This is a genomic window from Micromonospora sp. WMMD967, assembly GCF_029626165.1.
Classification (GTDB): Bacteria; Actinomycetota; Actinomycetes; order Mycobacteriales; family Micromonosporaceae; genus Micromonospora; species Micromonospora taraxaci.
The window spans coordinates 3,922,909-3,943,852 of the sequence record NZ_JARUBK010000001.1 but is presented as its reverse complement, the minus strand read 5'-3'; the positions used below and the strand labels follow the sequence as shown (position 1 = coordinate 3,943,852).

Here is a 20,944-nt window from a genome sequence, read left to right as displayed (position 1 = left end):
GGCGGACGGAGCGTGGCTCACAGCTTCGCTTTACCCGAGCGTGGCCTCGTTCTTCACACACGGTCATACTACGCTCGGCGCATGCACTTCGCACCGACTGTAGGACCCGAACATCCGAAGTGGTTAGTTAAGGTCCTGCCCGGCCCCGTTGGCGGCGGCGTGCTGGTCGACGCCTCGCACGTCCTCACGTGTGCACATGTGGTGTTGGCTGCGGTAGGGAGTTCCGACACCGACAGGCCCGTCGGGCCGCTCCACGTCCGGTTTCCCGCCTTCCCGGACCACGATCCCGTCCCTGCCGTCGTCGCTGACGAAGGCTGGTGGCCACCGGACGACGATCATCGTGGTGACATCGCCGTCCTCCGATTGGTTGGCGCGCTGCCCGCCGCGGCGGTTCCCGCGCCGGTTCGTCGACCGCGGCGACCGTTCGACCACCGGCTCAGTGTGTATGGTTTTCCAAAGGCCTATCCCAATGGAGTCTGGGCGACCGGGGTGCTGCGGGGCCATGCCGGGCCAGGCCTGGAATGGCTACAGATCGACGACGCTAGATCGACCGGCATGACCGTCGACCGGGGCTTTAGCGGCTGCCCGGTTTGGGATCATGATGTGGGGGCGGTCGTCGGGATCGTCGTCGGCCGAGACCGCCAACCCGGCACCAAGACGGCTTGGCTGATTCCCGCCGCACAGTTGGCGACCGCTTGGCCGGCGCTGGATCCGTTACTGCGGGCGGGCCTGAACCGATCGTCTTTCCTGCCGCATTGGGATCCACAGGCCCGGGGGGTTGAACGAGCGAGCCAGGGTGGCTCGTATTTCACAGGTCGGGCCGAAGCATTACGAGCGGTCGTCGCACGGCTACGCGATGGCACCGGACGGGGAGCCATTACGGTGGTCACCGGCGGCCCGGGCTCCGGCAAGTCTGCCATTCTGGCCCGGCTGGTGACGCTGTCGGATCCGCTTTACCGGGAGCTCATCGCGGAGCCCCTTCTTCCGCCGGACCTCGACCCCGGTCGGGACGGCATCGATCTGGCGATCCATGTCCAGGCGCGGACGATGAACGAGATCGTCCAGATCATTGCCGAGGGTTTCCAGATCGATGCCGATGACCACGTTGCGCTGGTCGCGCAGCTGATCGAACGTGGTCGCCCATTCTCGCTACTGGTTGACGCCCTCGACGAGGCTTCCGGCCCGGAGGAATCGATCCGTATCGCCACGCAGCTCCTGCGACCACTGTGGAGGGACGGCTTGGGTATCGGCGTCCGGATTGTTGTTGGGACCCGGGCTCGCCAACGGAAGTTGGGTCCCTCCCTGCTCGACGCACTTGGCGTCGGTCCTGACTCGATCGTCGACCTGGATGAAGCGCCCTGGCTTGATTTTTCAGCGCTTGTTGGCTACGTGGACAAACTCCTGCAGGCCGAGGGAGTTCAACACAACTGGAATGCCGACGAAGTCAAAGCAGTCGCTCTCGCGGTCAGCCGCCGAGCTACTCCGAGTTTCCTCATTGCGCAATTGACGGCGCGATCCCTCGCCCGAGCCGGGCGGATCGTCGACACCAGCCGTGCGGACTGGCAAGACCAGCTGCCGGCTGATGTCGGCGAGGCCATGGACGCCTACCTGGGCCGGCTTGACAACAATGAGGTGCGTGCCCGGGAGCTGCTCACGCCTCTCGCCTACGCGGAAGGCGACGGCCTGCCCGGCGAGCGACTGTGGCTCGACTGCGCCAACGCGATAAGCGGCGGCACCTACACTCGCCAGGACATCCGCTGGTTGACGGAGAGCGCCGCCTCGGACCTGGTGCGCTGGACCGAGTTCGGCGACACAGTTGTCTACAGCCTCTATCATGGCGCTCTGGCCCGGCACCTGCGTCGCGAGCCAGTACGGGACCAGCGCGCCATTGCCGACGTCCTCACGGGCGCAATACCGCGAACTCCACGGGGAACACTCGACTGGCGTTCAGCGCAGCCGTATCTCACCAGATATCTTCCGGTCCATGCCGCCGCGGCAGGGGTACTCGGCCCGATGTTGGATGACCCAGGCTTCCTGCTTTCGGCCGATGCCGACCAGCTCCTGCCTCGGGTGGCCGCATTACGGGAATCCACGCCATCCGGAGCTGTCTATTTGCTGGCCTGCCACGAGCTGAGATACCGCGACTGGACCGAGGGTACCGCCATCCTGGCCATGCTGGCACGGCATCATGGGGCCGACGCGCTGCTGAGCAACCTGGTCGAATCCGAGACCATGCCATGGCGGGTGATTTGGGCTGCCTGGCGCCCACCGAGCCCTCACCACCTTCTCAAGGATCCCTTGACCGACGAGCCAGGCTGGTCCAGTGCGGCGACAGTTACCCGCGCCGGTGACCGCACCGTCGTCGTCACGGCGAGCGGTCAGCGGGAAGGTGCGAACGACGCGAAGCGCAGTGGCTACATCAGGATTTGGGACCTAGAAACAGGGCGCCCGCTGACTGAACCGATCAGGGCTCCCGTCGATGCCATTCGGGTGGTCGCCGCGGCGGTGGAGGGGTCGAGAACGGTAGCGATAACGGGCAGTGGTGCATGGCGGGGTCCCGATGATTCGGAAAACGGCGATGTGGCGTTCTGGGATATCGGAACCGCTACCAAGCTAGCTCAGGGGGGGACGCACCACGACTGGGTCAACGGTGTCGCGACCGGATACATCGGCGTCTCATCACGACCGGTGGCCGTCACCGGTAGCCAGGACACGACGCTAATTAGATGGGATCTAACCAACCAAGGGCAGATGGGTGAACCCCTGACTGGGCATACCGGCCCTGTCGATGGGGTGGCCATCGTTACCATCTCGGATAGGGCCACGATCCTGAGCGTCGCTCGCGACGGCACTCTACGAGCCTGGGACTTCGACAGCGGAGCACCGCTTCAGGACCCGATCGTCCTGCATGGGACGAAGGTAGCCGATCGGACCGTGGCCGACAGCGCCTCCTGCGTGGCGGGGTTCGAACGCGATGGCCGGACGATCGCGATCACCGGCGGAGCCTCGGTGCAGCTGTGGGATTTGGCCACAGGTACAACGGTGGGCGTGATAGGGGTGGCGGCGACCAGACTGGCCGTAGGCCGACTCGACGATCGTGACATCCTAGTGACATCAAGTGGCGCCCTTCAGGCGTGGGACCTTGACACGCTACAACCGATCGGCCCACCGCTCGTTGGGCACACATCGTTCGTGCACACCGTGGAGGTAGCCCAGTCGCATGACACCACGTACCTGGTCAGCGCCGGAAACGATGCCGCCCGGGTATGGAACCTCAGCCGCATGTCCCGATCGGTCGAGGCGCATAACACCGAGAACTCTCAGGCCATATCTATCGCCAGCCTCGCCGTCGCGCAGACCAAGCACCATGAGGTGATCGTTGCCGTCAATTCTGCGACAAAGGGTGTCTCCGTCTGGGACCTACGCACCGGCGCCCTGACCGCGAGCCTGGCCACCGATGATGGGACCAGGCAACTCAACACCGCGACTTCAGACGGACACCGACATTTCCGGCGTAATCGCCTCGTCTCGGCCACCGCCGCAGGATTTAGCGTCGCCGCCGTGGTCACCACCGATGGCGATCTTCACGTGTGGGACCTGACGTCTCAGACCCGGATACCTGGTCCGTTCACAGCCGTTCCGGTGGCTAGCGCAGACATCGCCGAGATCGATGGCAGGGCCGCGGTAGTAGCCAACCTCGCGGCCGGCGGCGTGATTGGCTGGGACCTTCGCTCAGGAGACGTGCTGTTCGAGGACACAAGGAGCCTGCACATCAAGGCCGGACAGATGCGGGGGTCCTCAGTTGTGTTGTCGCTTAACCGCACCGGGGTGCTTGTGTGGGATCCAACCAACGGCTCCGCCATCATGACCTTGGAATTCGGCGACACCATGTTCAACGACTCCCAATGGGAAACCGCGACGATCGGTGAGGTAGGCAACAGCGTCCTGCTGGCCGTCATCGACTGGTGGTCGGGGCAACGGGTCCGGATGTTCGACCTGACAGAAGGCACACGAACCGGGCAGATCTATGACGAGAACTCCGTCGCGGCGACTGCGATCGGCAAGCTCGGCGGACGAGCCGTGTTGTGCACCGCTGGCTCGGAACGGGTCAAGGTATGGGACTTCGCCGACTCGACCCACCTGGCAACAATCCCTGTATTCGGCGAGATCGGCAGCATGGTCATGCTGCGCGAGCGGTTGCTGGTGGCGGGCAGCAAGGGCATGATGTTGCTCGACCTGTCCACCCTTATCCAGTCGTGAATCGACAGATGGCGGCTACCCCAAAACGATGATCCAGACCGGTTGGGCGCGTTAGCAATCCTGCCTCCTGGCAACAAGGTCAGGGGCAGCCAACCCCAGACTCGCCTGTCTGAGGACATCTCGTCGCCCAGGTCCAGACGGTAGGCACGAATACCAACGAGGGATGACCACCATGCGGCTAAGTCGTATACTTTAATAGCTACTGCCTCCCTCTCCTCGCTCCGGAAGGCGCGCTGAACGATGAGTGAATTGATGCAATTCCAGACGAGTACCGGATCTGTCGTGGTCGAAATTGCTGACAATGAGCCAGGGTTCGAGGCTGTCAGCCGAAACGGCATGGTCGCGGACACGAGACTCAAGCTGAAAGAGGCGATGCACGACGTACGCGAGGCCGCACAAGAGGCGCTGTGCGCGTTCCGTGAAGGCGCGACCTCGCCAGACAGCATCGAGGTCGAATTTGGCGTGAAACTCAACGCCGAGGCCGGCGCGATCATCGCCAAAACTTCCACCGAAGGACACTTCACCGTACGGTTGAGCTGGGAGCGTCCAACCAAGGCGTAGACAGCCGATTATTTCACCATCTGAATCTGAATGACCATCCGCAATCAACGCGCGCGGCGGAGGGATCTACTCATCTCGAGTCGTCGACCGCGGCGGCGGCCGAAGGCGCCTGCCGTTTCTGCGCGTCGGAAGATCTAGTGCGATGGCGTTGGCGCATGAGCAGAACTGAGCGCTACATGGGCAACGGCCGACGCTAAGCCCTTGTGGCACTCGCCGTTTTGTCAATCGACGGCTGGCACAGCGGGAACCGGCACCGCTGCAGTAAGAAGACACCCGGACGAGCCGGTCAGCCACTAGGGGACGGCTCGTAACTGAGTGAAGGCGTCGCTCGCGGCTGGGCCGGTGGTCAGCCGGCGAGGACGATGTTGTGGAGGTTGGCGATGCCGGAAGCGGCCGGCCGTGCCGTGCCGTGCTGCGACAGCGGGTGCGGCTGTCACGACGAACCCGGCTGATCCGGTGTTCCCACGGGGTGGGGCTCGACTTGGCCGTGGCTGCGGTACTGCTGGTCGGCCTGATCCTCACCAGCCTGTTCGGTCCGTCCTGGGCCGACCCCGTCGCGGCGCTCGTCATCACGGCCTGCACGGCCGAGGAGGGCCGCGAGGTGCGGCGCGGCCACCACTGCCTTGCCGTTGACCACGCTGACCGCCGCGGCCGCGCGCAGGTTCGCCCAACACATCCGACTACACGCCGAGGAGTTGCGTCCCCGCTTGGTGAGTCACGCTGGCCGCAAGCGGCTCATCGTGACCGTCGATGTGCAGACGCCGCAGGACGCGGCTCCCTGGCAGGACCTGACCCTCATCTCAAACACGCACTTAGGGATCCGGTGCCGCAAAAGTCGGTTCCACGTTTGGTTAGTCAGCAGCCGAGGCGGTTCGATAAGACGCTTGGCAGCTGGTCGACGGTGACGAAGTCGTGAACGCGGTCGTCGACGTAAGCCGCTGGGGCCGGCTCGCGGGTCACGAACAGACCACGGACGATGAATGTATGAACTTCCTCAGTCATAGAGAGCCGGGCTGCGACCACTGTGGGATTCGTAGCCACGTCCTCAACCTTGGCCCGCAGCTTGTCCACGTGCCCACCGGGACGCCGGTACTTGTCGAGCTCGCTACGGATTCGACGGGCCGAGAACGGGACCGCCAGATCCTTGGCCTCAAGCACCCAAACGGTCCGGACGTGTGGCGCGACAACGACAGCGTCGATCTCGGCGCGTACAGGCACCCCAAGCACCTCGGAGGGGTGACCCGGCCGACTTGGATTGACCCCCGCCACGTAGGGCAACCCCGTCGTCGCGAGGACACTTTTCAGCTCGGCCTCGAACCCCGCAACCGGGCGCACCTGGTCCCGACGCCGCGTTAGTGCTCTCCGAAGCGTCGGGTCCTGTGACGACAACTGCTCAGGCCAGGTTCCCTCCAAGACTCGTTGCAGCAACACGACGCGTGCCAGTCCAGGCGCGTTCCGAGGCACGAAGAGGGACCGGTCGGCGAGTTCGAGTATCGGGCGGCTGTATAGGCGAGCGGTCGACTCCCGATACTCGAACATCTGAAGCGGCGAATCCTGGAGCAGTTCTTGCGTCCAAATCATGTGCCGGCACGCTTCGACCACCCCGTCAGGGCTAGCGTGAGGCAAGAGCTGCTCGGCGTTGACCCGGACGGCCCTATCCAGGCCCTCACGGCTGGCGAACCTGTGTCCAGTTACGCTGTCGTCGTCGGCACCGCTGGCCTCGATGAGGAACTCCTGGGCGGCAAAGAGATCAATGAGCCCGTAGCCACGGTCCGCCTTCAACGCGCTGTCAATGTCAGCCAGATCGTCAGGGAGTTCCCCACCCTTCTTCAGCGACTCGGCCAAGGCCTGGAGGACTGCACGGTCGGTGGCCCCTCGGATCGGATCTCGATCGGCCATTCGTCTGACGTAGGCGTCGTCGAATCGGGAAGCCCGAAAGGGAGGTCGGTCGCGGACCTCGACGCCGAAGGTGCCTTGCTTGGTCAGTCGGGCGCTGGCCACGGTAACCAGTCGGACCGCGACACGGTCCGCCACAGTCCGCCACCGCCATAGTTCGTGGGCCAAGACAGCAAGGGCTTCGCAGTCCCGCCGAGTCGGAACCCGCCGACGGCCCCCGACCGACTGCCGTGCAACGAGTTCGCAGACGAGATGGCCGACCGCTGCGTTCTCAGCGTGCAATTGCGCTTCCCGGGCCGCTGCGAGCGAGGCCCCGGGGGCGGTTCGAGCCTTGTACTGCAGATCGATAGAGCGCGCCATTTCCCCTGCGGACCAGCGGAGAACTTCGCGGACGTCCAGTTCCTCTAGGCGGCGCCGGATGTCTAGTTCTACAGCGTCTGCGATCCCGCAGATGGCGTCGTCGGCGGCAGCACCATCCCAGGGACCATGACCAACACCGACGTCACGTAGCGACACTCTGAGGGACTCGTAGACCTGATCCCGCGACGTCGGCACACGCGTCTGCCTTGGCATGGCCCAATGTTGCTTGATACACCTGCCGGTAGGAAGCGCCGAGCGGTTGAAAGGCCGGTGACGCCACCCCGGACCGGCTGCAACGGCTGCTCAACAGGCCGGCGTGGGATCCGGAGGCGTCCGTGATGACTTGTTCGCCTACGCGTCCGAGCATCTCGGTCATGACAACGGGGTGCTGATTGTCGATGAGACCGGCTTCCTGAAGAAGGGGATCAAGTCGGCGGGGGTGCAGCGTCAGTACTCCGGCACAGCGGGGCGGACGGAGAACTGCCAGCTCGGGGTGTTCCTGGCCTATGCCAGTACGGCCGGGCGCACGCTGGTCGACCGTGAGTTGTATCTACCCCGTGGCTGGTGCGATGACCCCGCCCGCCGTGAGGAAGCCGGCATCGCAGCCAGCGTCGGGCTCCCCACGCAACCGGCGCTGGGGCTGCGGATGCCTCGAACGCGCCATCACCGCCGGACTGCCGGCACGGTGGGTCACCGCCGACGAGGCATACTGGCAGGACTCCAAGTTCCAGACCTGGCTGCAGCAGCACAGGATGGGCTACGTGCTCGCCGTGCCCCGCAACCAGCGGGTCCCGACCACAGCGGGCAACTCCTGCCCGGACGTCCTCGCCGCGAACGCGCCGACCCTGGCATGGAAGCGGCGCAGCTGCGGCGCCGGCGCCAAAGGGCCACGACTCTACGACCGGGCCGTGGCCTCCCTACCCGGCACGGTCGACTGATACGGCCACTGGCTGCTGATTCGCCGCAGCATCACCAACCCCACGGCCCTGGCTACTACCTGTGCTTCGGCCCTGCCGACACCAGCGACGAGACCCTCATCCGGACCGCCGGGACTCGGTGGGCGATCGAGGGGTGCTTCCAGACCGCGAAGACCGAGGTCGGCCTGGATCATTATCAGGTGCGTCGCTACGACGCCTGGTACCGCCACATAACTCTCGTTCTGTGCGCCCACACCTACCTCGCCGTCACCACGGCCCACGCCAAAAAGGGGGGCACCAAATTCGACCAGGGCGGTCTCATTTCTCTCACCCTCGGCGAGGTCCGACGTCTACTGGCACACCTGATCACCACGATCCGACCATTCGATCACATCCATCGATGGCCACGATGGCGACGCCGACACGAATACCGCACCAAAACAGCCACTACCAGCGAAGACTCCAACTCCACCAGGTGCGGCTGGAGCACTAAGCCATCGACGTCCATCAGTGGCGTTGCCGTGGGGGCCTACTACACCTGGGGGCCTACTACAGACCGGCCCTCGACTATAACCATCGGCGCGCCTCAGTCAGGAAGCGGTGATCCACTCCCAACGAGGAAATCCGCCATCTCTCGGAAGTATGACGAACACGGCGTACTGGTAGTAGAACGGGCTCGCCATGAACGCACGCAGCTTTTCCCGGTCGTCTTCGTGTCCGCCGTTCTCCTCCTTCTTGACCTCGACGACGAGCAAGTCGTCGGCGGCGGACAATCCAGAACGGCGGTGGACGATGATGTCTGGGTAGACGTCGTGTTCTTCCTCGTTGCTATCGAGGGCGTCAGCGGCCTCCGTGTCCCGCTTGCCAGCGGTAGCCGGTTGCTGCTCGGCAACTTGAGCGGCGGGCGCGACCCGCCGTCGGCGCAGCCGCTTCTTGACACCGTCGATGTGCTGCGGATGCCACCGGTCGTAATCGACGTCGACAGACCACTCTGGCAGCACGGCCTCGATGGTTCCAGCCAGGTGCCGTGCGATGTGAAAGACGATCGATCGCTCGTGCGCCCGCTCCACAAAGAGTTCGCGTTCACGCGTATGTGCCGCCTGGACAGCATCGTGCAGCATCTTTTCGATCCGGCCCCTACCCGTGCCCAAGCTGACAACTCCTCACTTCAAGTAGTCGGATTGCGCCGTCACACCCCCGTCGAGCAGGTCGTCGACGCTGTGCGGTGCAGACGACAAGCTGGTCATGCGCGTCTAGGCCTTGGACTCGATCCTATGCACGGGGTACGACTCCGGCCGACTCCACCGGTGACCGGTGGTTCGTCTACCAGAGCTGCATCAAGATCAATGGTTACGACGCTACGTGTACCGGGCCGTCGACCCGTACGGGCAGGTAACCGACGTATTGGTCTCGGCGCGGCGCGATGCTGGCGCATTCCGGCGGCGCTTCCGACGGGCGCGCTCTCGACGCTAAAGGTGCCTCCAGCGAGGCCGTCACCGACGTCGCGCCGGTCCACCCCGGAGTGCTGGATGAGTTAATCCCGTAGGAATGGCGCAACATCGAACAACATGCGCGCGCTTCCCCGGGGCACCTCTGCAGCGACGATGTCCTCCCAGTAGCGAGACGTCCAGCCCAGCGCCGGGTCCCCGGATCGTGGTCATTCACGTACCGTGGTCCTACCTCGCCGTGGCGGGCGAATCACGGAAAGCGTTGACTGAGCAGGAGGCCGGGGGCGGATGCAGCACGGCAGCAGGCGTGAACGCCTCAAACTGGCGAGTCTGGACTTCCTGGGCGACGATTCCGTCCTGCGCGAGCAGGCCGATCGTGCGCTGCGCGAGACGGGACGTGAGCTGCGAGCCGCGGACTGCTCCGGAGCGGACCACTCCGGCTCCGTCCACGTGGTGGTCGACATTCAACGAGAGGTCTCGGCCGTCACGATCGCTCGCGACTGGCGCAGCCGCCTCGGCCCCAACGGGTTCACCGATGCGCTCTTCGAGGCGTACGCCGCCGCCGTGCAGGCTGCCCTCGAAGCGGCGGCGCTCCTTCATCTGCAGACGCAGGAGAGAGATCCTGCAGCGTCGGATCAGGAGCCGCTCGACAGGAGCCCCGATCGGGACGTCGACGAGTACACGTGGCTGCGCGACACCTGGCGAACACTGTCCGACCTCGACGCGGATTTGGACGCTGCGGCGCGGCGGACCACACGGACGGACGAGTCGAGCATGTCGAGCCCAAACAGCTGCCTGACATTGCGCATCCGCGGAGGCGGCATCATCGGCATCACCGGCGACGTCCGGCGGATCGCACGGGCAGACGCGGGTCAGTTGCAGTTCGAGGCCCGTTCCCTCTTCCGCGCGTTCGAGCTGGCCCGCGCCGGACGGACTGGACCCGTGAGGTAGTGAGATGGCTGACCTGAACGTCATCACCGATTCGCTACGCGATGAGGGAGGTAAATGGCTGACGCTGTCCGACCGCGTCGCCGCCATCAAGGTCGCTGCGGAGCAGCTCCACCTCGACCCGTCGGCCTTTTTCATCGGTGACGCGAACGTCCTCATCCACTCGCTGGCCTACAACGACTTCCACAACTTCATGGTCACCATCTTGAGTGGAGCGGTGACCGAATTCGAACAGGTCGGCGAGGCCCTGCGTCACATCGCCGACGAGTACGACCGGGCCGACGAGGTCATCTCACTGGACCTCAACGAAATCTTCAGGGCCTAGCGACCCACCGCGCGACGTTCGGAGAGGGCACGGAGCACCCCATGCAGCCAGGGATCACTGATCTTGAGTACGGGGAACCGTTCAACAAGGCGTTCGACCACATCCGCTCCGGCGTCGACACCGCGATCGCCAAGTTCAATGAGATCGTCGAGCAGGTCCAGCAGTGGAAGTGGCTCCTCGGACCGGCAGCACTCTTGTGGATCAAGCACAGCCTGGACAGCACCAAGACGGCACTGAACGTCGTCCTCGACCGCGTCGAGCAGGCCCTGGAGCACCAACTGCCGGTGCTCTCGCTGATCCACGTCAGCTTCCGCTGGGTCAACGACGTGAAGACCCCGGTCTCCGAGCTCTCCTCCGCCACCACCGACCCGGCGAACGAGAACCTGCCCAAGTGGACCGGCGACGCCGCGAGTGCCTACAACGCCAAGGCGCTCAAGCAGAAAGCGGCAGTCGACGAGTCCGTCGTCAAGTCGGAGTTCATCAGCCAGTGGCTGTTCACGATCGCCAAGGCGAACGTCGACTACGCCGTCGAACTCGCGAAGATCGTCACGGGCCTGGTCGGCAAGCTGGCGCAGGCGGCATCCGAAGGGGTGACCGTCATCGACCTACCGTGGGCCATCTCCACCCTCGCCGAGTCGGTCGGGGACCTGGTCACCGCCGGCCTGGACGTTCTGCTCACCATCGGCCAGCGCTTCGTCGACGCACTGGGCAACATCCGGGACATCGCCGCGCAGGTCGGCGACCACTCGAAACTACCCGGTGGGCGGTGGCCCGAGGCCGTGCGAGGTTGACCGACGGGCGCATCACACAGTGGGTACGGCCGCCTGGGTCGCCTTGAGCAACGTCAGCGCCTTCGACGCGAGTGTTTCGGTGGCGGCGTACGAGGTTCCGCCGACAGCCAGCCAGACCTTCACCACAAGGTTGCCCGTGCGCGCCCGGACCATGTACTCGGAATACTTGAAGCCGGGCTCGGAGCGCCTGGTGAAGGCCTCGGCCTCGTCGCCCACACCGGTGATGACGCCGGCGGGAGTCATCACCGTCACCTGCGCCGTGGCCCGGTAGAGCAGCCGAGCCTCCTGCTCGCTGACTGGCGTGGCCGCCTCCACCCGCAGATTCGCCTGGTGCCCGTCCTCCGTTCGCATCTCGAACAGACACGACGCACCCGGCTGCCCCAGCGGCGGCTTGGGATCAGTGCGGGTCACCGTCAGGGACAGCTCCGCCAACGGCCGAACATCAGTACGCTTGCACAGCTCCAGATCCTGAGCGCGATAGACGGGGCCAGCCGAGGCGGTAGGCGCGGTGGAGGCAGCGCTGCTCATGGCCGGCCCGGCCGTCGGCGCACTCACCGGAGCCGAGCCACCGTCACAGGCGGCGGCGAGCACCGCAACGAGCGCCACGACAAGACGAGAAACACCGGCCAGCGCAGACACGTCCCGAACATACCGGTTGTGGAGCTGGCCGACTGCCCGGACGACGAGCCACTATGGTGCCGGGTATGCCCGCCGCAGAGACCCCCGAGCACATCGCCCGGACCCGCATGGTCACCGCCCGAGCGGTCCTACAGGGCCAAGCTGATCTTCGGACGTACCCCTATCGCCTCTTGGCCGTGGTCTCCCACCACGGCGTCAGCGGCGACAAGGTCAGCGAGGCGGTTGCTGCCGCCGAGGTCCTCGGCCAGTTCGGCTGGGACCTCGTCAACATCTCAGAGTTCGCCTCCAACAAGATCGTCTACGCCTTCCTGCGGCGACGGTGACGATGAGGCGGACGCTTACCCCTGCGGACGGGCGTTGATCTGCTCGACGGGCGGGAGCCGCCGAACGGGTTCGTCACCGATGGAGTAGACCTCCAGGCAGCACAGATAGCCTTCACCATCGACGAGTAGGACGATGCCGGCGTAGAACTCATCGTCGCTGATGTCAGCCGAGACTGGTGCACCGGACAACACCGGAGCTGGCGCTGCGGCGCGATCCACAGCAAGGTTGACGGTCACGCAGCCGCACCCGCACCGACCCTCGACTGTGGCGAACGGCAACTGCGCACGCAACTCGTCGCGCCCAGGGAACGGCACGGACAACAGCCGCGCGATGACGTCCCGCTCGATGTCGCTGAGCGGGCGAGGTATGTCATCACCGGTCATAGCGCCGCCTGATGGGGCAGGCCGGCGTGGAACCGCAGCAGCCGGACCGTGTCCTCACCCAGGAGGGGGCGAGCATGCTCGATCAGCCTTTCTAGTTCGCCGGCACGATCGCGGGATGCACGTGGTAGGCCGTGGCCGCCTGCCGATTGAGCCATGAGCTGATGTCCGCCCGCGCACTGGCGCGCACCGGTAGGCCGCCGCGTCTGCCGCGTGTCAGTCGTAGCGGTTGAGCACGCTCAAGCGCAAGTTGACGCCGGTGCCGCTGACTTCCGCCACTTGATAGTGTCCTCACCCGCGGCTGACGGTTTGATGGGAGTGCCGGATGGAGTTCAGTCTCATCCCCGACCAGGCGATCGGCGAAGCCGATGCCCGCAGCGACGACGGTCTCGGCTTCGACACCTACTCCCGGATCCTCGCTAGCGCCGCGACCAACACGCGTGGCCCGTTCACGATTGGCGTCTTCGGTGAGTGGGGCACCGGCAAGACGAGTCTCATGCGCCTGATCGAGCGACGCCTCGCCGACGACCCGAACGTGGTGACCGTGTGGTTCAACGCCTGGCGCTACGAGCAAGAAGAGCACCCGATCATCCCGCTTGTCGGCACGATTGTGCAGGCGCTGGAAAAGCACAAAGGATTTGCCGCCACCTTCGGGGCGGGCGGCAAGCGCCTCGTCCGGTCATTGAGGGCGATCGCGTACGGATTTTCGGCCAAGTCGAAGGTGAAGGTGCCGGGCTTCGCCGAGGTGGAGGCATCGTTCGTCGCAAAGGACATGATCGAGCGTGACGAGCGGCTCACACCCGACCCGCTACTGGACCGCAGCCTTTACTTCGGAGCCTTTAACAGCCTCGATAAGACGAAGCTCAGAGACACTCTGCGGGTCGTGGTACTCATCGATGACCTCGATCGCTGCTTTCCAGACCAGGCGATCCGGCTGCTTGAGAGCATCAAGCTGGTTCTTGCCCAGCCCGGTTTCATCTTCGTCATCGGCGTTGCCCGTAAGGTGGTCGAGGGCTATCTACAGCACCGTTATACCGAGGAGTACGGCATCGCGGACTTCAAGGGTGAGCTCTACCTTGACAAGATCGTCCAGCTGCCGTTTCACATTCCGCCGTCCACGGGTCGGATGGGTGCCTTCTGCAAACTGCTGCTGGTCGACCAACCGGCGACGGTCGCCGCGGAGCTTGACCCGGTGCTGCCGGTGGTGGCGCAAGCGCTGGGCGGAAACCCACGTGCGCTGATCCGGTTCGTCAACAACATCCTGATCGACTACGCGATCAGCCAGGACCTCGAAGGCTTCGTCGAACGAGGCGGCATTCCGATCCGATTCTTCGCCGTCACGCGCTGTCTGGAGCACCGCTGGCCAGAGGTCTTCGACGCACTGACCACATCGGACGACGTCGCCGAAGCGGTGGATGCTTGGGCGTCCGACACTTACGCGACACACGCGGAAGGCACCGGCCCGGCCGCGACGGTGGCGACCCAGCTGCTGTCCGACCCTGAGCTGCGGCTGTTGCTGAAGGGCGCGCACGGCCACGAGTGGCTGACTGATCCGGTTCTAAGGGGGGCAAGCGTGAGCTTCCTCTTCACCCAGCAGCGCCTCTCTCAGCTGGACACCTCCGAGGTCAGCGTCAAGTACGACGCCTTCGTGTCCTACCAGGCAGACAATCGCCGCGAGGCAATCCAGATCGTCGATGGGCTTTCTCGAGCAGGTCTGCGAATCTTTTTCGACCAGCACATCAGTCCCGGCACGGACTGGCAAGAGACGCTGAACAGCGCCCTGAGTTCGTCAAGTGTCCTGCTCTTCTGCGTCGGTCCGGGCACCGGCGAGTCGCAATGGCAGACGCGGGAGTTGGACCTCGTACTCGATCGCGCAGAAGGGTTAATCATCCCCGTCCTGCTGGCAGGGGCAGATCTCTCCACTGCTCCCGGCTTCGTTCGGCGCAGGCAGGGGGTAGACATGCGCGACGGCATCTCCGAGGAGGGCATAGCCCAGCTAACTCGGGCTATTGAGTCTCGGCGCCGACGCCCCTCGTCCTAGGTGGCAGACAAAGCACGGGGGCGGGAGTCCCCCAGTTTTCGATTTGGTGTCCGCCTCCACGTAAAGATCATCGCTACGCGGTTGCAGCGTCCCTACGACGGCCGACGACCTGCCGCAGGATCGGGTGTAGCGTGGCGGCGTGGCACTACTTGCCCAGGCAACCCTCGTCGGGAACGAGGAGACTTGAACCCAGAAGAACCTCATGTCGAGCCTCGTTCGGGACTTGTCATTGCTTGTCAAAACCCCTTGTTACCAACAGTAACCGGATCAAGCTTGTCATTGTTTGCCGAAGATGGTCGTTGAGCTGCGAAGACACAGCAAGGCGCCCATCGTCTCTTGTCACTCTTCGTCAACGATTTGGCGGGGTTTTCGGGGGGTAAACGAGGGTGGGTTGTTGGTTCGATGTTGTGTGCGTCCGTCAGCCAGTTGGTCGCCGGGCGACGCTGCCAGGCCCACTCAGCGGCGCTGGCAGCTTTCGGCCTGAAGCTTTGACAGCCAGTTGATCTGTGCGCAAGCTGCGGGGCATCGGGAGAGACCACCGGGCGGGTTGGCTGCTAGCGTTCGCCGCCGTGTGGATCGAGGAGATCGTGGCCGGGCGACCGGCGTGGCGGCACGTCCCGTCGGGAGTCGTGTTCCGGGAGGTTCCGGGCGGCGTGTTCCGGATGGGGCTGTCCGATGCGGAGCTCGATGCGGTACGCGCGATCGAGCGCAGCGGCGGTGTCGAGGACACCATCGACCCGTTCCTTGCCAGCGCTAAGGACGCACAACCGGTCCGCGAGGTGCACGTCGAGTCGTTCCTGCTCGCCCGGCACCCGCTGACCGTGGCGCAGGTCCGGTCCTGGCTGCCCGAGTACGACGACGACTACGCCGAGGCGGACACCGGCACGGCTCGGCTCGAAGGCGACCTGGACGACCTGCTCGAGTTGTTGCCGTTCGACCTGCCCAGCGAGGCGCAGTGGGAATACGCGGCCCGGGCCGGCACCACCACTCTGACCTTTCACGGTGACGGGAAGCCCGACGAGGACCACCTTCTCGACGACTTCGGCGACGAGACGCGCACGGCAGCCAGCGAGAACGCGTTCGGGCTGGCGGCGATGGGCTCGGCGAACGAACTCTGCGCCGACGTGTGGATCCCCGGCTTCGACGGCGCAGCGTCAGACGCGCGACCGCGGACCGGAGACGGGCCCCGGACCGTACGCGGCGGAGCCGCCGACCTATACCCATGGCAAGGCTGCGACGAGTGGCTGCTACTACTCTCCGCCACCCGGTACGAACACGCCGACTTCACAGCCATACGCCCAGCCGCACCACTGCCACCCCGCTAATACTGCAATGGCAGTAGGCGAATCGAGTTCGGCTAACCTCCACGATCGACACAGCTTCTGCTCGAGGAAGACGAGTGGAGAATCGGTCCTTGTCGACGCCGTCCTGATCTAGGCGTCGTCAATTTCAGCGTGGCGCGGGCCAGGGTTGTCGGCTGTGGGGATCTGGTCACCTGGCGGGTTCCCCTGGACGGGGCCGACGCGTTGGCGGGCGGATTCGATCGTCGACTGGGGTTGACTCCGGTCGGGCGTGCGGTCGGTGCGGGTCCGACTCCCCGCTCAGGGGTGGACGCGTTGGCCGGGGTCGTGTCGCTGCTCGGGATGGGCGCCGACGCGGGCGTACACGACCTGGACGCGCTGGCCCGCGCCCACGTCGCGCGGCACGTCGATGTGTTGGTGGGTAGGGACGGAGGGATACGTCCGGAGACGGTGCTACGCCCCGACGGCGCACCGGTCAGCACGGCGGACCTCTCGGATGGTTGGGCGCGGAGGCAGGCGTGGGGTGTGCTGAGGTTGGCGGTGGCCGGGCAGCGGTGGGGCGGCGGCTTCACCGATGCCGGTTGCCCGGCCGCTCGCTGGTGGCTGGCGCGGTTCGGGCAGGAGGTGCCTGTTGCGGTGCTCGGTCGACCTGGATCACCGGTCGAGACCTCGGCTGCGGTGATCACGGCGGCGGGTCTGCTCACCTGTCCGAGGTGAGCGGCGACGAAGCCTGGAGCGCGGCGGCCCGTTCGATCGTGAGCGACGTGGTGGGTCGTCACCTCGACGGCGACGGAGTGCTACGCAACGGCTGCTACGACTTCGCCGCTGGCGTCGCCGTCCGGCACGAGCTGGTCTGGGGCAGCTACTTCCTCACTACCGTTCTCGCCGTGCTGACCGGACGGGTGCGGGAACATCCGTGGTGACGTTCAGCGCGCAACGGTGAGCAGGCGGCGGGCCACCGTGGTGATGTGCAGCTCGTCGGGGCCGTCGAGGATCCGGGCCGCGCGAGCGGTGCGCTCCATCATCGGTAGCGGGGTTTGGTCCCCGGCATCGGCCGGCTGGTGACCGGCAGCGATGATCATGAACCTGAACCGGGCAAATTCGCCGCCGAGGCCCCTCAACAGGTTCCGGACCTGCCGAGTGACCAAGATCAATTCAGCTGGCCGAGCCCGGTTCATGACCCACCCCCCGCGTCCCGTAGGATGTCACTCGCGTAGTTCATCGTCCGATTACTCGGTGTACCGACCTCGGTGATCCGCAGGGACCCCTCTCTCTGCGAGCCCGTGGAGAGGTACCCGAGCGAGAGGTATGCGATGAACGAACCACGCGGGGAACAAGATCCTCCTGAGGAGGGGGACCGGCTCGCCGAGTTCCTTCTTCTCTGTGAGGCGGCGTCTGCTCTGCAGTCGCTTGCCAGCAGTGAGGAGCCCGATTTGGCGATCGGACTCCCCCTCCTGCTGATCTTGTTGCTTGTAGCGAGCTGGACCTCGCGCAAGCGGTAACTTCCCCACCCGGGGGCGTCGCTTCGGCGACGCCCCCTCCTTAGTTTTGGAAGTTGTAGACAAGTCTACAGCATGCCATTGCGCCGCCTCACCTAGGCAGGCAAACAGGAGTCGCAAACGTAGCTCACCCCCAGCTGCCAGACCACCCCTGACCTGCATGTATGCAAGACCATCGATGGCACTGGCGGGTTATCGACTGCAGCTGCAATAAGCACAGCAGGGCCGCAACGATCCAATGCGCAGCCCACAATCACCGACACCCAGCCGCAATGACAGCCCCCTTCACAAGCGCCACCCAACAGCTGCCAGACCACCCCTGACCTGCATGTATGCAAGACCATCGATGGCACTGGCGGGTTATCGACTGCAGCTGCAATAAGCACAGCAGGGCCGCAACGATCCAATGCGCAGCCCACAATCACCGACACCCAGCCGCAATGACAGCCCCCGTCACAGGCGCCACCCAACAGCTGCCAGACCACCCCTGACCTGCGCTCATCGAAAAATAGCCAATGTGTTGGCACGCTGTCGTTTTCAAGACATCTCAGGGTCGACGCGTAGTCAAGCTGTCATGCCACCCACGAGGGCTTGATCGAAGCCGCGCGGGTTCTACCGACCACTCTGGACGTTGGTGTGGTTGCCAATGCAGGCCTGGCAGTCACCCGATCCATGCCCGGACATCGACCCGGTGCCGTCGGTGAGCGTCAGGCCCGGACCGACGGCCGTCTGCTCGACGTGGCTCGTCGGCGGAATGACCAGGAGGAAGCCTCCGCTGAACGCTCCGCACAACACACCGGTGACTCGTCAGGGCAGGGCCGCGTGTAACAGGAGGTCCTCTGCCGCAGGTCGGCTGGTGTCGGCGTACGCCCGGGCGAAGTGGCAGGCTGCTGCGGTGTCTGCAGAGCCGCGCGGCGACTACTCCTGGCTGTTCGACCTGGTGGCGACCGATCCGGTCATCCGCCACCTTGCGCTTGCCCGCCACCAGGCGTTGCTCGCCGCGGCGAACGGTGCGCTGCACCGCTCGAATGCTCTGTGGGCAGCTCATTACCGGTCGAGATCCAGCCAGACCCGCCCGGGCGCGGCATTGGATCAGGCGAACGCCGATTTCCGGTGGCACCAGGAACAGACAATCTACGGGCCCCTCCACGCCTTCCGGGACGCCGCGGACGGTGACGATGCCACCCGCGCGCTGTGGGCACCGATCGCCGCCCTGTCCTTGCGGTGGGAGGCGGAATATCCCGACGAGTGGGGAGCGCCGGAGTCGTGGATGTGGTCCCGCTGGGGAACCAAGGAAGCCGTTCTTCGCCGTTTCGATCGCGCCGGTTGCCCGGAGGACATCCAGCCGGAAATCGCTGAGTTGGTCCTTGCCGCGTTGCGGCGACCGTATCGGTGCAAGGACTGGATGTACGCCTGCCTGGTCCGCCACCTCGACGACCGTTGCTCTTCCACGAGGTGGAGATGCTGGCTTCGGCCGATGACCCCTCGGTCCGGCTCCGAGCGCAGTTCGTTCTGCAGGTGGCCACACACCGCGAGCAACGGACCACCCGCACGAGCTGGCGACGTTGGCTCAAGGCAGCCGGCTGACCGCCTGGCTGTTGACACGGACACATCGAGGGTACGGGCGTCCGCGCCCTCCAGCCTGCGCCGCACCGCCAGCCATCCTGATTGCCCGACGCCGAATTGTTCAGGTAAGCAACACGGCGCCGTCTTCGAGGCGCACCATCGTGCGCGAAGATTGGTGCTGGTTGGTGGCTGCCGTCCGCCGGTGTTCAGGTGGATCGTGATGGGGTTCGTCGTGGCCAACCCCGAATCCTCTGTGGTGCTGACGAACCTGTAGGTCAGCATGGTGGTGGAAGGCACCAATCCACGGGAACCGTGGATTGGTGCCCTTGAGCCCGAGCGTCAGACTTCGAATCTCCCTGCCCTCCCCACAACGGAGGCCGTGGTCCGCATATGAGGGAGGCTGGTCATGGAAGTCGTTCACTCCCGGGCGGCCACCGGGTTCGTCACCGGCCTCCTGGGCTGTACGCCTGTCGGCGCAGCACCGCCCCCTGATGCCGGAGCACCAGGATTTCCACGTCCTTGGCCCCACCATCGCGGGCGAGCTGGGACAACATCTGTAGAACCTGGCGAAGCAGCAGGTACATCAGCGATGTGCTCATGGCCTTCATCGTGTCGGCCAGGTCGATGTCGAGCGAACTGCAGCTCAGCCGGCGTAACCCAATTCTCGAGCCCCACAGGCCCACCCTGGAACGCTTCGCCATGGACGTCGGACGACGGCCCGGCCGGGTCGGGCGCGACCAGGTACGCGCCCCGGCATCCGCAGATCGCACCGCAATCGAGAGGTGGTTCTGGTTATGACATGGCGTAGTCGACCCTCCGCCGGAGCACGATCCAGCATTCTCCGCGCATCCAGTCTGCTGTTGGCCGCGACGGCGATGCTCGCCGCGTTCATGGCCGCACCGTCCCCAGCGGTCGCGGCACCCGCGCCGAGCGGCGACGCGGCTGTCGCCGCCATCGGAGCCGAGCGGGCATCGGCGAGCTCCGCCGGCACGTTGAGCGTCACGACGTCGACGGCGGCCGCCGCCTCACCGGCGAAGGGCGGCGGTTTCTCGGTGATGTCGGGCTCCTGCCCGTACGCCGGGCAGTACATCGACCCGTGGCTGATCGTGTTCCAGGGCTGCACCCTCACCGGCCAGCCGACGACCGCGGTCAGCGCCCGCTGCTCCAACGGGGCCACCCTTGGCCCCGTGCACGTACCGCCCGGCCTCTACGACATCTATGTCGACTGCTACCCCGCGTTCTTCAGCTCGCTCACGTTCATCTGATCGGCCCACCCGGCACGGATCCCGTTGCGGGATCCGTGCCGGCGGTGCCGGTCTCAAGGCAGCGCGCCCAAGTGCGGGCCGACCGTGTTGGCGAAGCGGTTGCCGTTCGTCACGTCCCAGTCGACCGACCAGGTCATCGCGCCGCGGATGCCCGGGTAGGTGCACGGCGGCTTGAACGAGCCGCACTTGGTGCCGCGCGGGCCAGGCAGTCCAGCGCCGCGTTGACCACGTCGACGACACCACGCCGCCGCCCGCGGCCCCGGCCCCGGCACCGGCCGGCAGACCGAGCGCGGCCCGGCCCGAGGACTCCGACCGCGTGCTGGGAGGTTGAAGGTTCCACGCCAGACCGCCCGATAGGAGCGTTCTTCGTCGCCGCAGTGCTTCGCCTTTCGGTGGACAGCGACTCCTCGCGGAATTGCGGCG

Annotated in this window: 19 protein-coding genes and 2 pseudogenes; 14 read left to right on the top strand and 7 right to left on the bottom strand. The window is 65.5% G+C overall.

What is annotated here, in order from left to right:
* Window positions 1–81: 81 nt before the first annotated feature.
* The 3 genes and pseudogenes from O7631_RS18200 to O7631_RS18190 form a co-directional block, all read left to right on the top strand.
* The gene (locus O7631_RS18200; protein ID WP_278145289.1) at window positions 82–4,260 is read left to right on the top strand and encodes a trypsin-like peptidase domain-containing protein; all 4,179 of its coding nucleotides are present in this window, start codon (window positions 82–84) and stop codon (window positions 4,258–4,260) included.
* Between the two features lie 240 nt (window positions 4,261–4,500).
* Entirely contained in the window at window positions 4,501–4,821 is a 321-nt protein-coding gene (locus O7631_RS18195; RefSeq protein ID WP_278145288.1) for a CU044_2847 family protein, read from the top strand.
* A gap of 487 nt (window positions 4,822–5,308) precedes the next feature.
* Window positions 5,309–5,434, top strand: a pseudogene (locus O7631_RS18190) (cation transporter); the annotation flags it as partial.
* A 242-nt stretch (window positions 5,435–5,676) separates the two neighbouring features.
* On the opposite strand, the gene O7631_RS18185 reads toward O7631_RS18190, so the two are convergent.
* A complete protein-coding gene (locus tag O7631_RS18185) occupies window positions 5,677–7,290 on the bottom strand; it encodes a hypothetical protein (protein WP_278145287.1) in 1,614 nt (537 codons plus the stop codon).
* Window positions 7,291–7,583: 293 nt separating this feature from the next.
* Between O7631_RS18185 and O7631_RS18180 the strand changes: the two genes are divergently transcribed.
* Complete coding sequence (locus O7631_RS18180; RefSeq protein WP_278145286.1) at window positions 7,584–8,015, top strand: transposase; 432 nt, start codon at window positions 7,584–7,586, stop codon at window positions 8,013–8,015.
* A gap of 569 nt (window positions 8,016–8,584) precedes the next feature.
* Here O7631_RS18180 and O7631_RS18175 read toward each other — a convergent pair.
* Window positions 8,585–9,115, bottom strand: coding sequence for a hypothetical protein (locus O7631_RS18175; protein WP_278145285.1), 531 nt, complete (start codon window positions 9,113–9,115; stop codon window positions 8,585–8,587).
* Between the two features lie 615 nt (window positions 9,116–9,730).
* Here O7631_RS18175 and O7631_RS18170 point away from each other — a divergent pair.
* Genes O7631_RS18170 through O7631_RS18160 form a run of 3 tightly spaced genes read left to right on the top strand, consistent with a single transcriptional unit; the run spans window position 9,731 to window position 11,506 of the window.
* A complete protein-coding gene (locus O7631_RS18170; protein WP_278145284.1) occupies window positions 9,731–10,393 on the top strand; it encodes a hypothetical protein in 663 nt (220 codons plus the stop codon).
* A 4-nt stretch (window positions 10,394–10,397) separates the two neighbouring features.
* Entirely contained in the window at window positions 10,398–10,715 is a 318-nt protein-coding gene (locus O7631_RS18165; protein WP_278145283.1) for a hypothetical protein, read from the top strand.
* A gap of 41 nt (window positions 10,716–10,756) precedes the next feature.
* Window positions 10,757–11,506, top strand: coding sequence for a hypothetical protein (locus tag O7631_RS18160; RefSeq protein WP_278145282.1), 750 nt, complete (start codon window positions 10,757–10,759; stop codon window positions 11,504–11,506).
* 12 nt (window positions 11,507–11,518) lie between these two features.
* Here the strand turns inward: O7631_RS18160 and O7631_RS18155 are convergent, their stop codons facing one another.
* A complete protein-coding gene (locus O7631_RS18155; RefSeq protein WP_278145281.1) occupies window positions 11,519–12,112 on the bottom strand; it encodes a hypothetical protein in 594 nt (197 codons plus the stop codon).
* Window positions 12,113–12,210: 98 nt separating this feature from the next.
* On the opposite strand from O7631_RS18155, the gene O7631_RS18150 reads away from it, so the two are divergent.
* Window positions 12,211–12,468 (top strand): transcriptional regulator, encoded by a 258-nt coding sequence (locus O7631_RS18150; RefSeq protein ID WP_088990226.1) that lies wholly within the window; start codon window positions 12,211–12,213, stop codon window positions 12,466–12,468.
* Between the two features lie 15 nt (window positions 12,469–12,483).
* Here the strand turns inward: O7631_RS18150 and O7631_RS18145 are convergent, their stop codons facing one another.
* Window positions 12,484–12,705: a hypothetical protein gene (locus tag O7631_RS18145; RefSeq protein WP_278145280.1), complete on the bottom strand. Its 222-nt coding sequence runs from the start codon at window positions 12,703–12,705 to the stop codon at window positions 12,484–12,486.
* A gap of 469 nt (window positions 12,706–13,174) precedes the next feature.
* Here O7631_RS18145 and O7631_RS18140 point away from each other — a divergent pair, with 469 nt between their 5' ends.
* The 4 genes from O7631_RS18140 to O7631_RS18125 all read left to right on the top strand — a co-directional run bounded on the left by O7631_RS18140 (window position 13,175) and on the right by O7631_RS18125 (window position 17,114).
* Window positions 13,175–14,890 carry a P-loop NTPase fold protein gene (locus O7631_RS18140; protein WP_278145279.1) on the top strand — a complete coding sequence of 572 codons (1,716 nt, stop codon included), beginning with the start codon at window positions 13,175–13,177 and terminating at the stop codon, window positions 14,888–14,890.
* Window positions 14,891–15,459: 569 nt separating this feature from the next.
* Window positions 15,460–16,215 (top strand): SUMF1/EgtB/PvdO family nonheme iron enzyme, encoded by a 756-nt coding sequence (locus O7631_RS18135; RefSeq protein WP_278145278.1) that lies wholly within the window; start codon window positions 15,460–15,462, stop codon window positions 16,213–16,215.
* 129 nt (window positions 16,216–16,344) lie between these two features.
* Window positions 16,345–16,908: a hypothetical protein gene (locus O7631_RS18130; protein WP_278145277.1), complete on the top strand. Its 564-nt coding sequence runs from the start codon at window positions 16,345–16,347 to the stop codon at window positions 16,906–16,908.
* Entirely contained in the window at window positions 16,905–17,114 is a 210-nt protein-coding gene (locus O7631_RS18125) for a hypothetical protein (RefSeq protein ID WP_278145276.1), read from the top strand. The genes O7631_RS18130 and O7631_RS18125 overlap by 4 nt, the downstream gene beginning before the upstream one ends.
* Window positions 17,115–17,117: 3 nt before the next feature.
* Here O7631_RS18125 and O7631_RS18120 read toward each other — a convergent pair whose 3' ends face one another.
* Entirely contained in the window at window positions 17,118–17,273 is a 156-nt protein-coding gene (locus O7631_RS18120; RefSeq protein ID WP_278145275.1) for a hypothetical protein, read from the bottom strand.
* A gap of 1,273 nt (window positions 17,274–18,546) precedes the next feature.
* Between O7631_RS18120 and O7631_RS18115 the strand changes: the two genes are divergently transcribed.
* Window positions 18,547–19,530 (top strand): hypothetical protein, encoded by a 984-nt coding sequence (locus O7631_RS18115; RefSeq protein WP_278145274.1) that lies wholly within the window; start codon window positions 18,547–18,549, stop codon window positions 19,528–19,530.
* Between the two features lie 169 nt (window positions 19,531–19,699).
* On the opposite strand, the gene O7631_RS18110 is transcribed toward O7631_RS18115, so the two are convergent.
* Window positions 19,700–19,855 (bottom strand): hypothetical protein, encoded by a 156-nt coding sequence (locus O7631_RS18110; RefSeq protein ID WP_278145273.1) that lies wholly within the window; start codon window positions 19,853–19,855, stop codon window positions 19,700–19,702.
* 261 nt (window positions 19,856–20,116) lie between these two features.
* On the opposite strand from O7631_RS18110, the gene O7631_RS18105 reads away from it, so the two are divergent.
* Window positions 20,117–20,521, top strand: a complete 405-nt coding sequence (locus O7631_RS18105) for a hypothetical protein (protein ID WP_278145272.1) — start codon at window positions 20,117–20,119, stop codon at window positions 20,519–20,521.
* A 53-nt stretch (window positions 20,522–20,574) separates the two neighbouring features.
* Here O7631_RS18105 and O7631_RS18100 read toward each other — a convergent pair.
* A pseudogene (locus tag O7631_RS18100) lies at window positions 20,575–20,809 on the bottom strand (cellulose-binding protein); the annotation flags it as partial.
* Between the last annotated feature and the right edge of the window lie 135 nt (window positions 20,810–20,944).

Coding starts and splice junctions, on each gene's coding strand:
- O7631_RS18200 (WP_278145289.1), top strand. CDS start 82: ATGCACTTCGCACCGACTGTAGGACCCGAACATCCGAAGTGGTTAGTT.
- O7631_RS18195 (WP_278145288.1), top strand. CDS start 4,501: ATGAGTGAATTGATGCAATTCCAGACGAGTACCGGATCTGTCGTGGTC.
- O7631_RS18185 (WP_278145287.1), bottom strand. CDS start 7,290: ATGCCAAGGCAGACGCGTGTGCCGACGTCGCGGGATCAGGTCTACGAG.
- O7631_RS18180 (WP_278145286.1), top strand. CDS start 7,584: ATGCCAGTACGGCCGGGCGCACGCTGGTCGACCGTGAGTTGTATCTAC.
- O7631_RS18175 (WP_278145285.1), bottom strand. CDS start 9,115: ATGCTGCACGATGCTGTCCAGGCGGCACATACGCGTGAACGCGAACTC.
- O7631_RS18170 (WP_278145284.1), top strand. CDS start 9,731: ATGCAGCACGGCAGCAGGCGTGAACGCCTCAAACTGGCGAGTCTGGAC.
- O7631_RS18165 (WP_278145283.1), top strand. CDS start 10,398: ATGGCTGACCTGAACGTCATCACCGATTCGCTACGCGATGAGGGAGGT.
- O7631_RS18160 (WP_278145282.1), top strand. CDS start 10,757: ATGCAGCCAGGGATCACTGATCTTGAGTACGGGGAACCGTTCAACAAG.
- O7631_RS18150 (WP_088990226.1), top strand. CDS start 12,211: ATGCCCGCCGCAGAGACCCCCGAGCACATCGCCCGGACCCGCATGGTC.
- O7631_RS18140 (WP_278145279.1), top strand. CDS start 13,175: ATGGAGTTCAGTCTCATCCCCGACCAGGCGATCGGCGAAGCCGATGCC.
- O7631_RS18120 (WP_278145275.1), bottom strand. CDS start 17,273: ATGATCATCGCTGCCGGTCACCAGCCGGCCGATGCCGGGGACCAAACC.
- O7631_RS18110 (WP_278145273.1), bottom strand. CDS start 19,855: ATGAGCACATCGCTGATGTACCTGCTGCTTCGCCAGGTTCTACAGATG.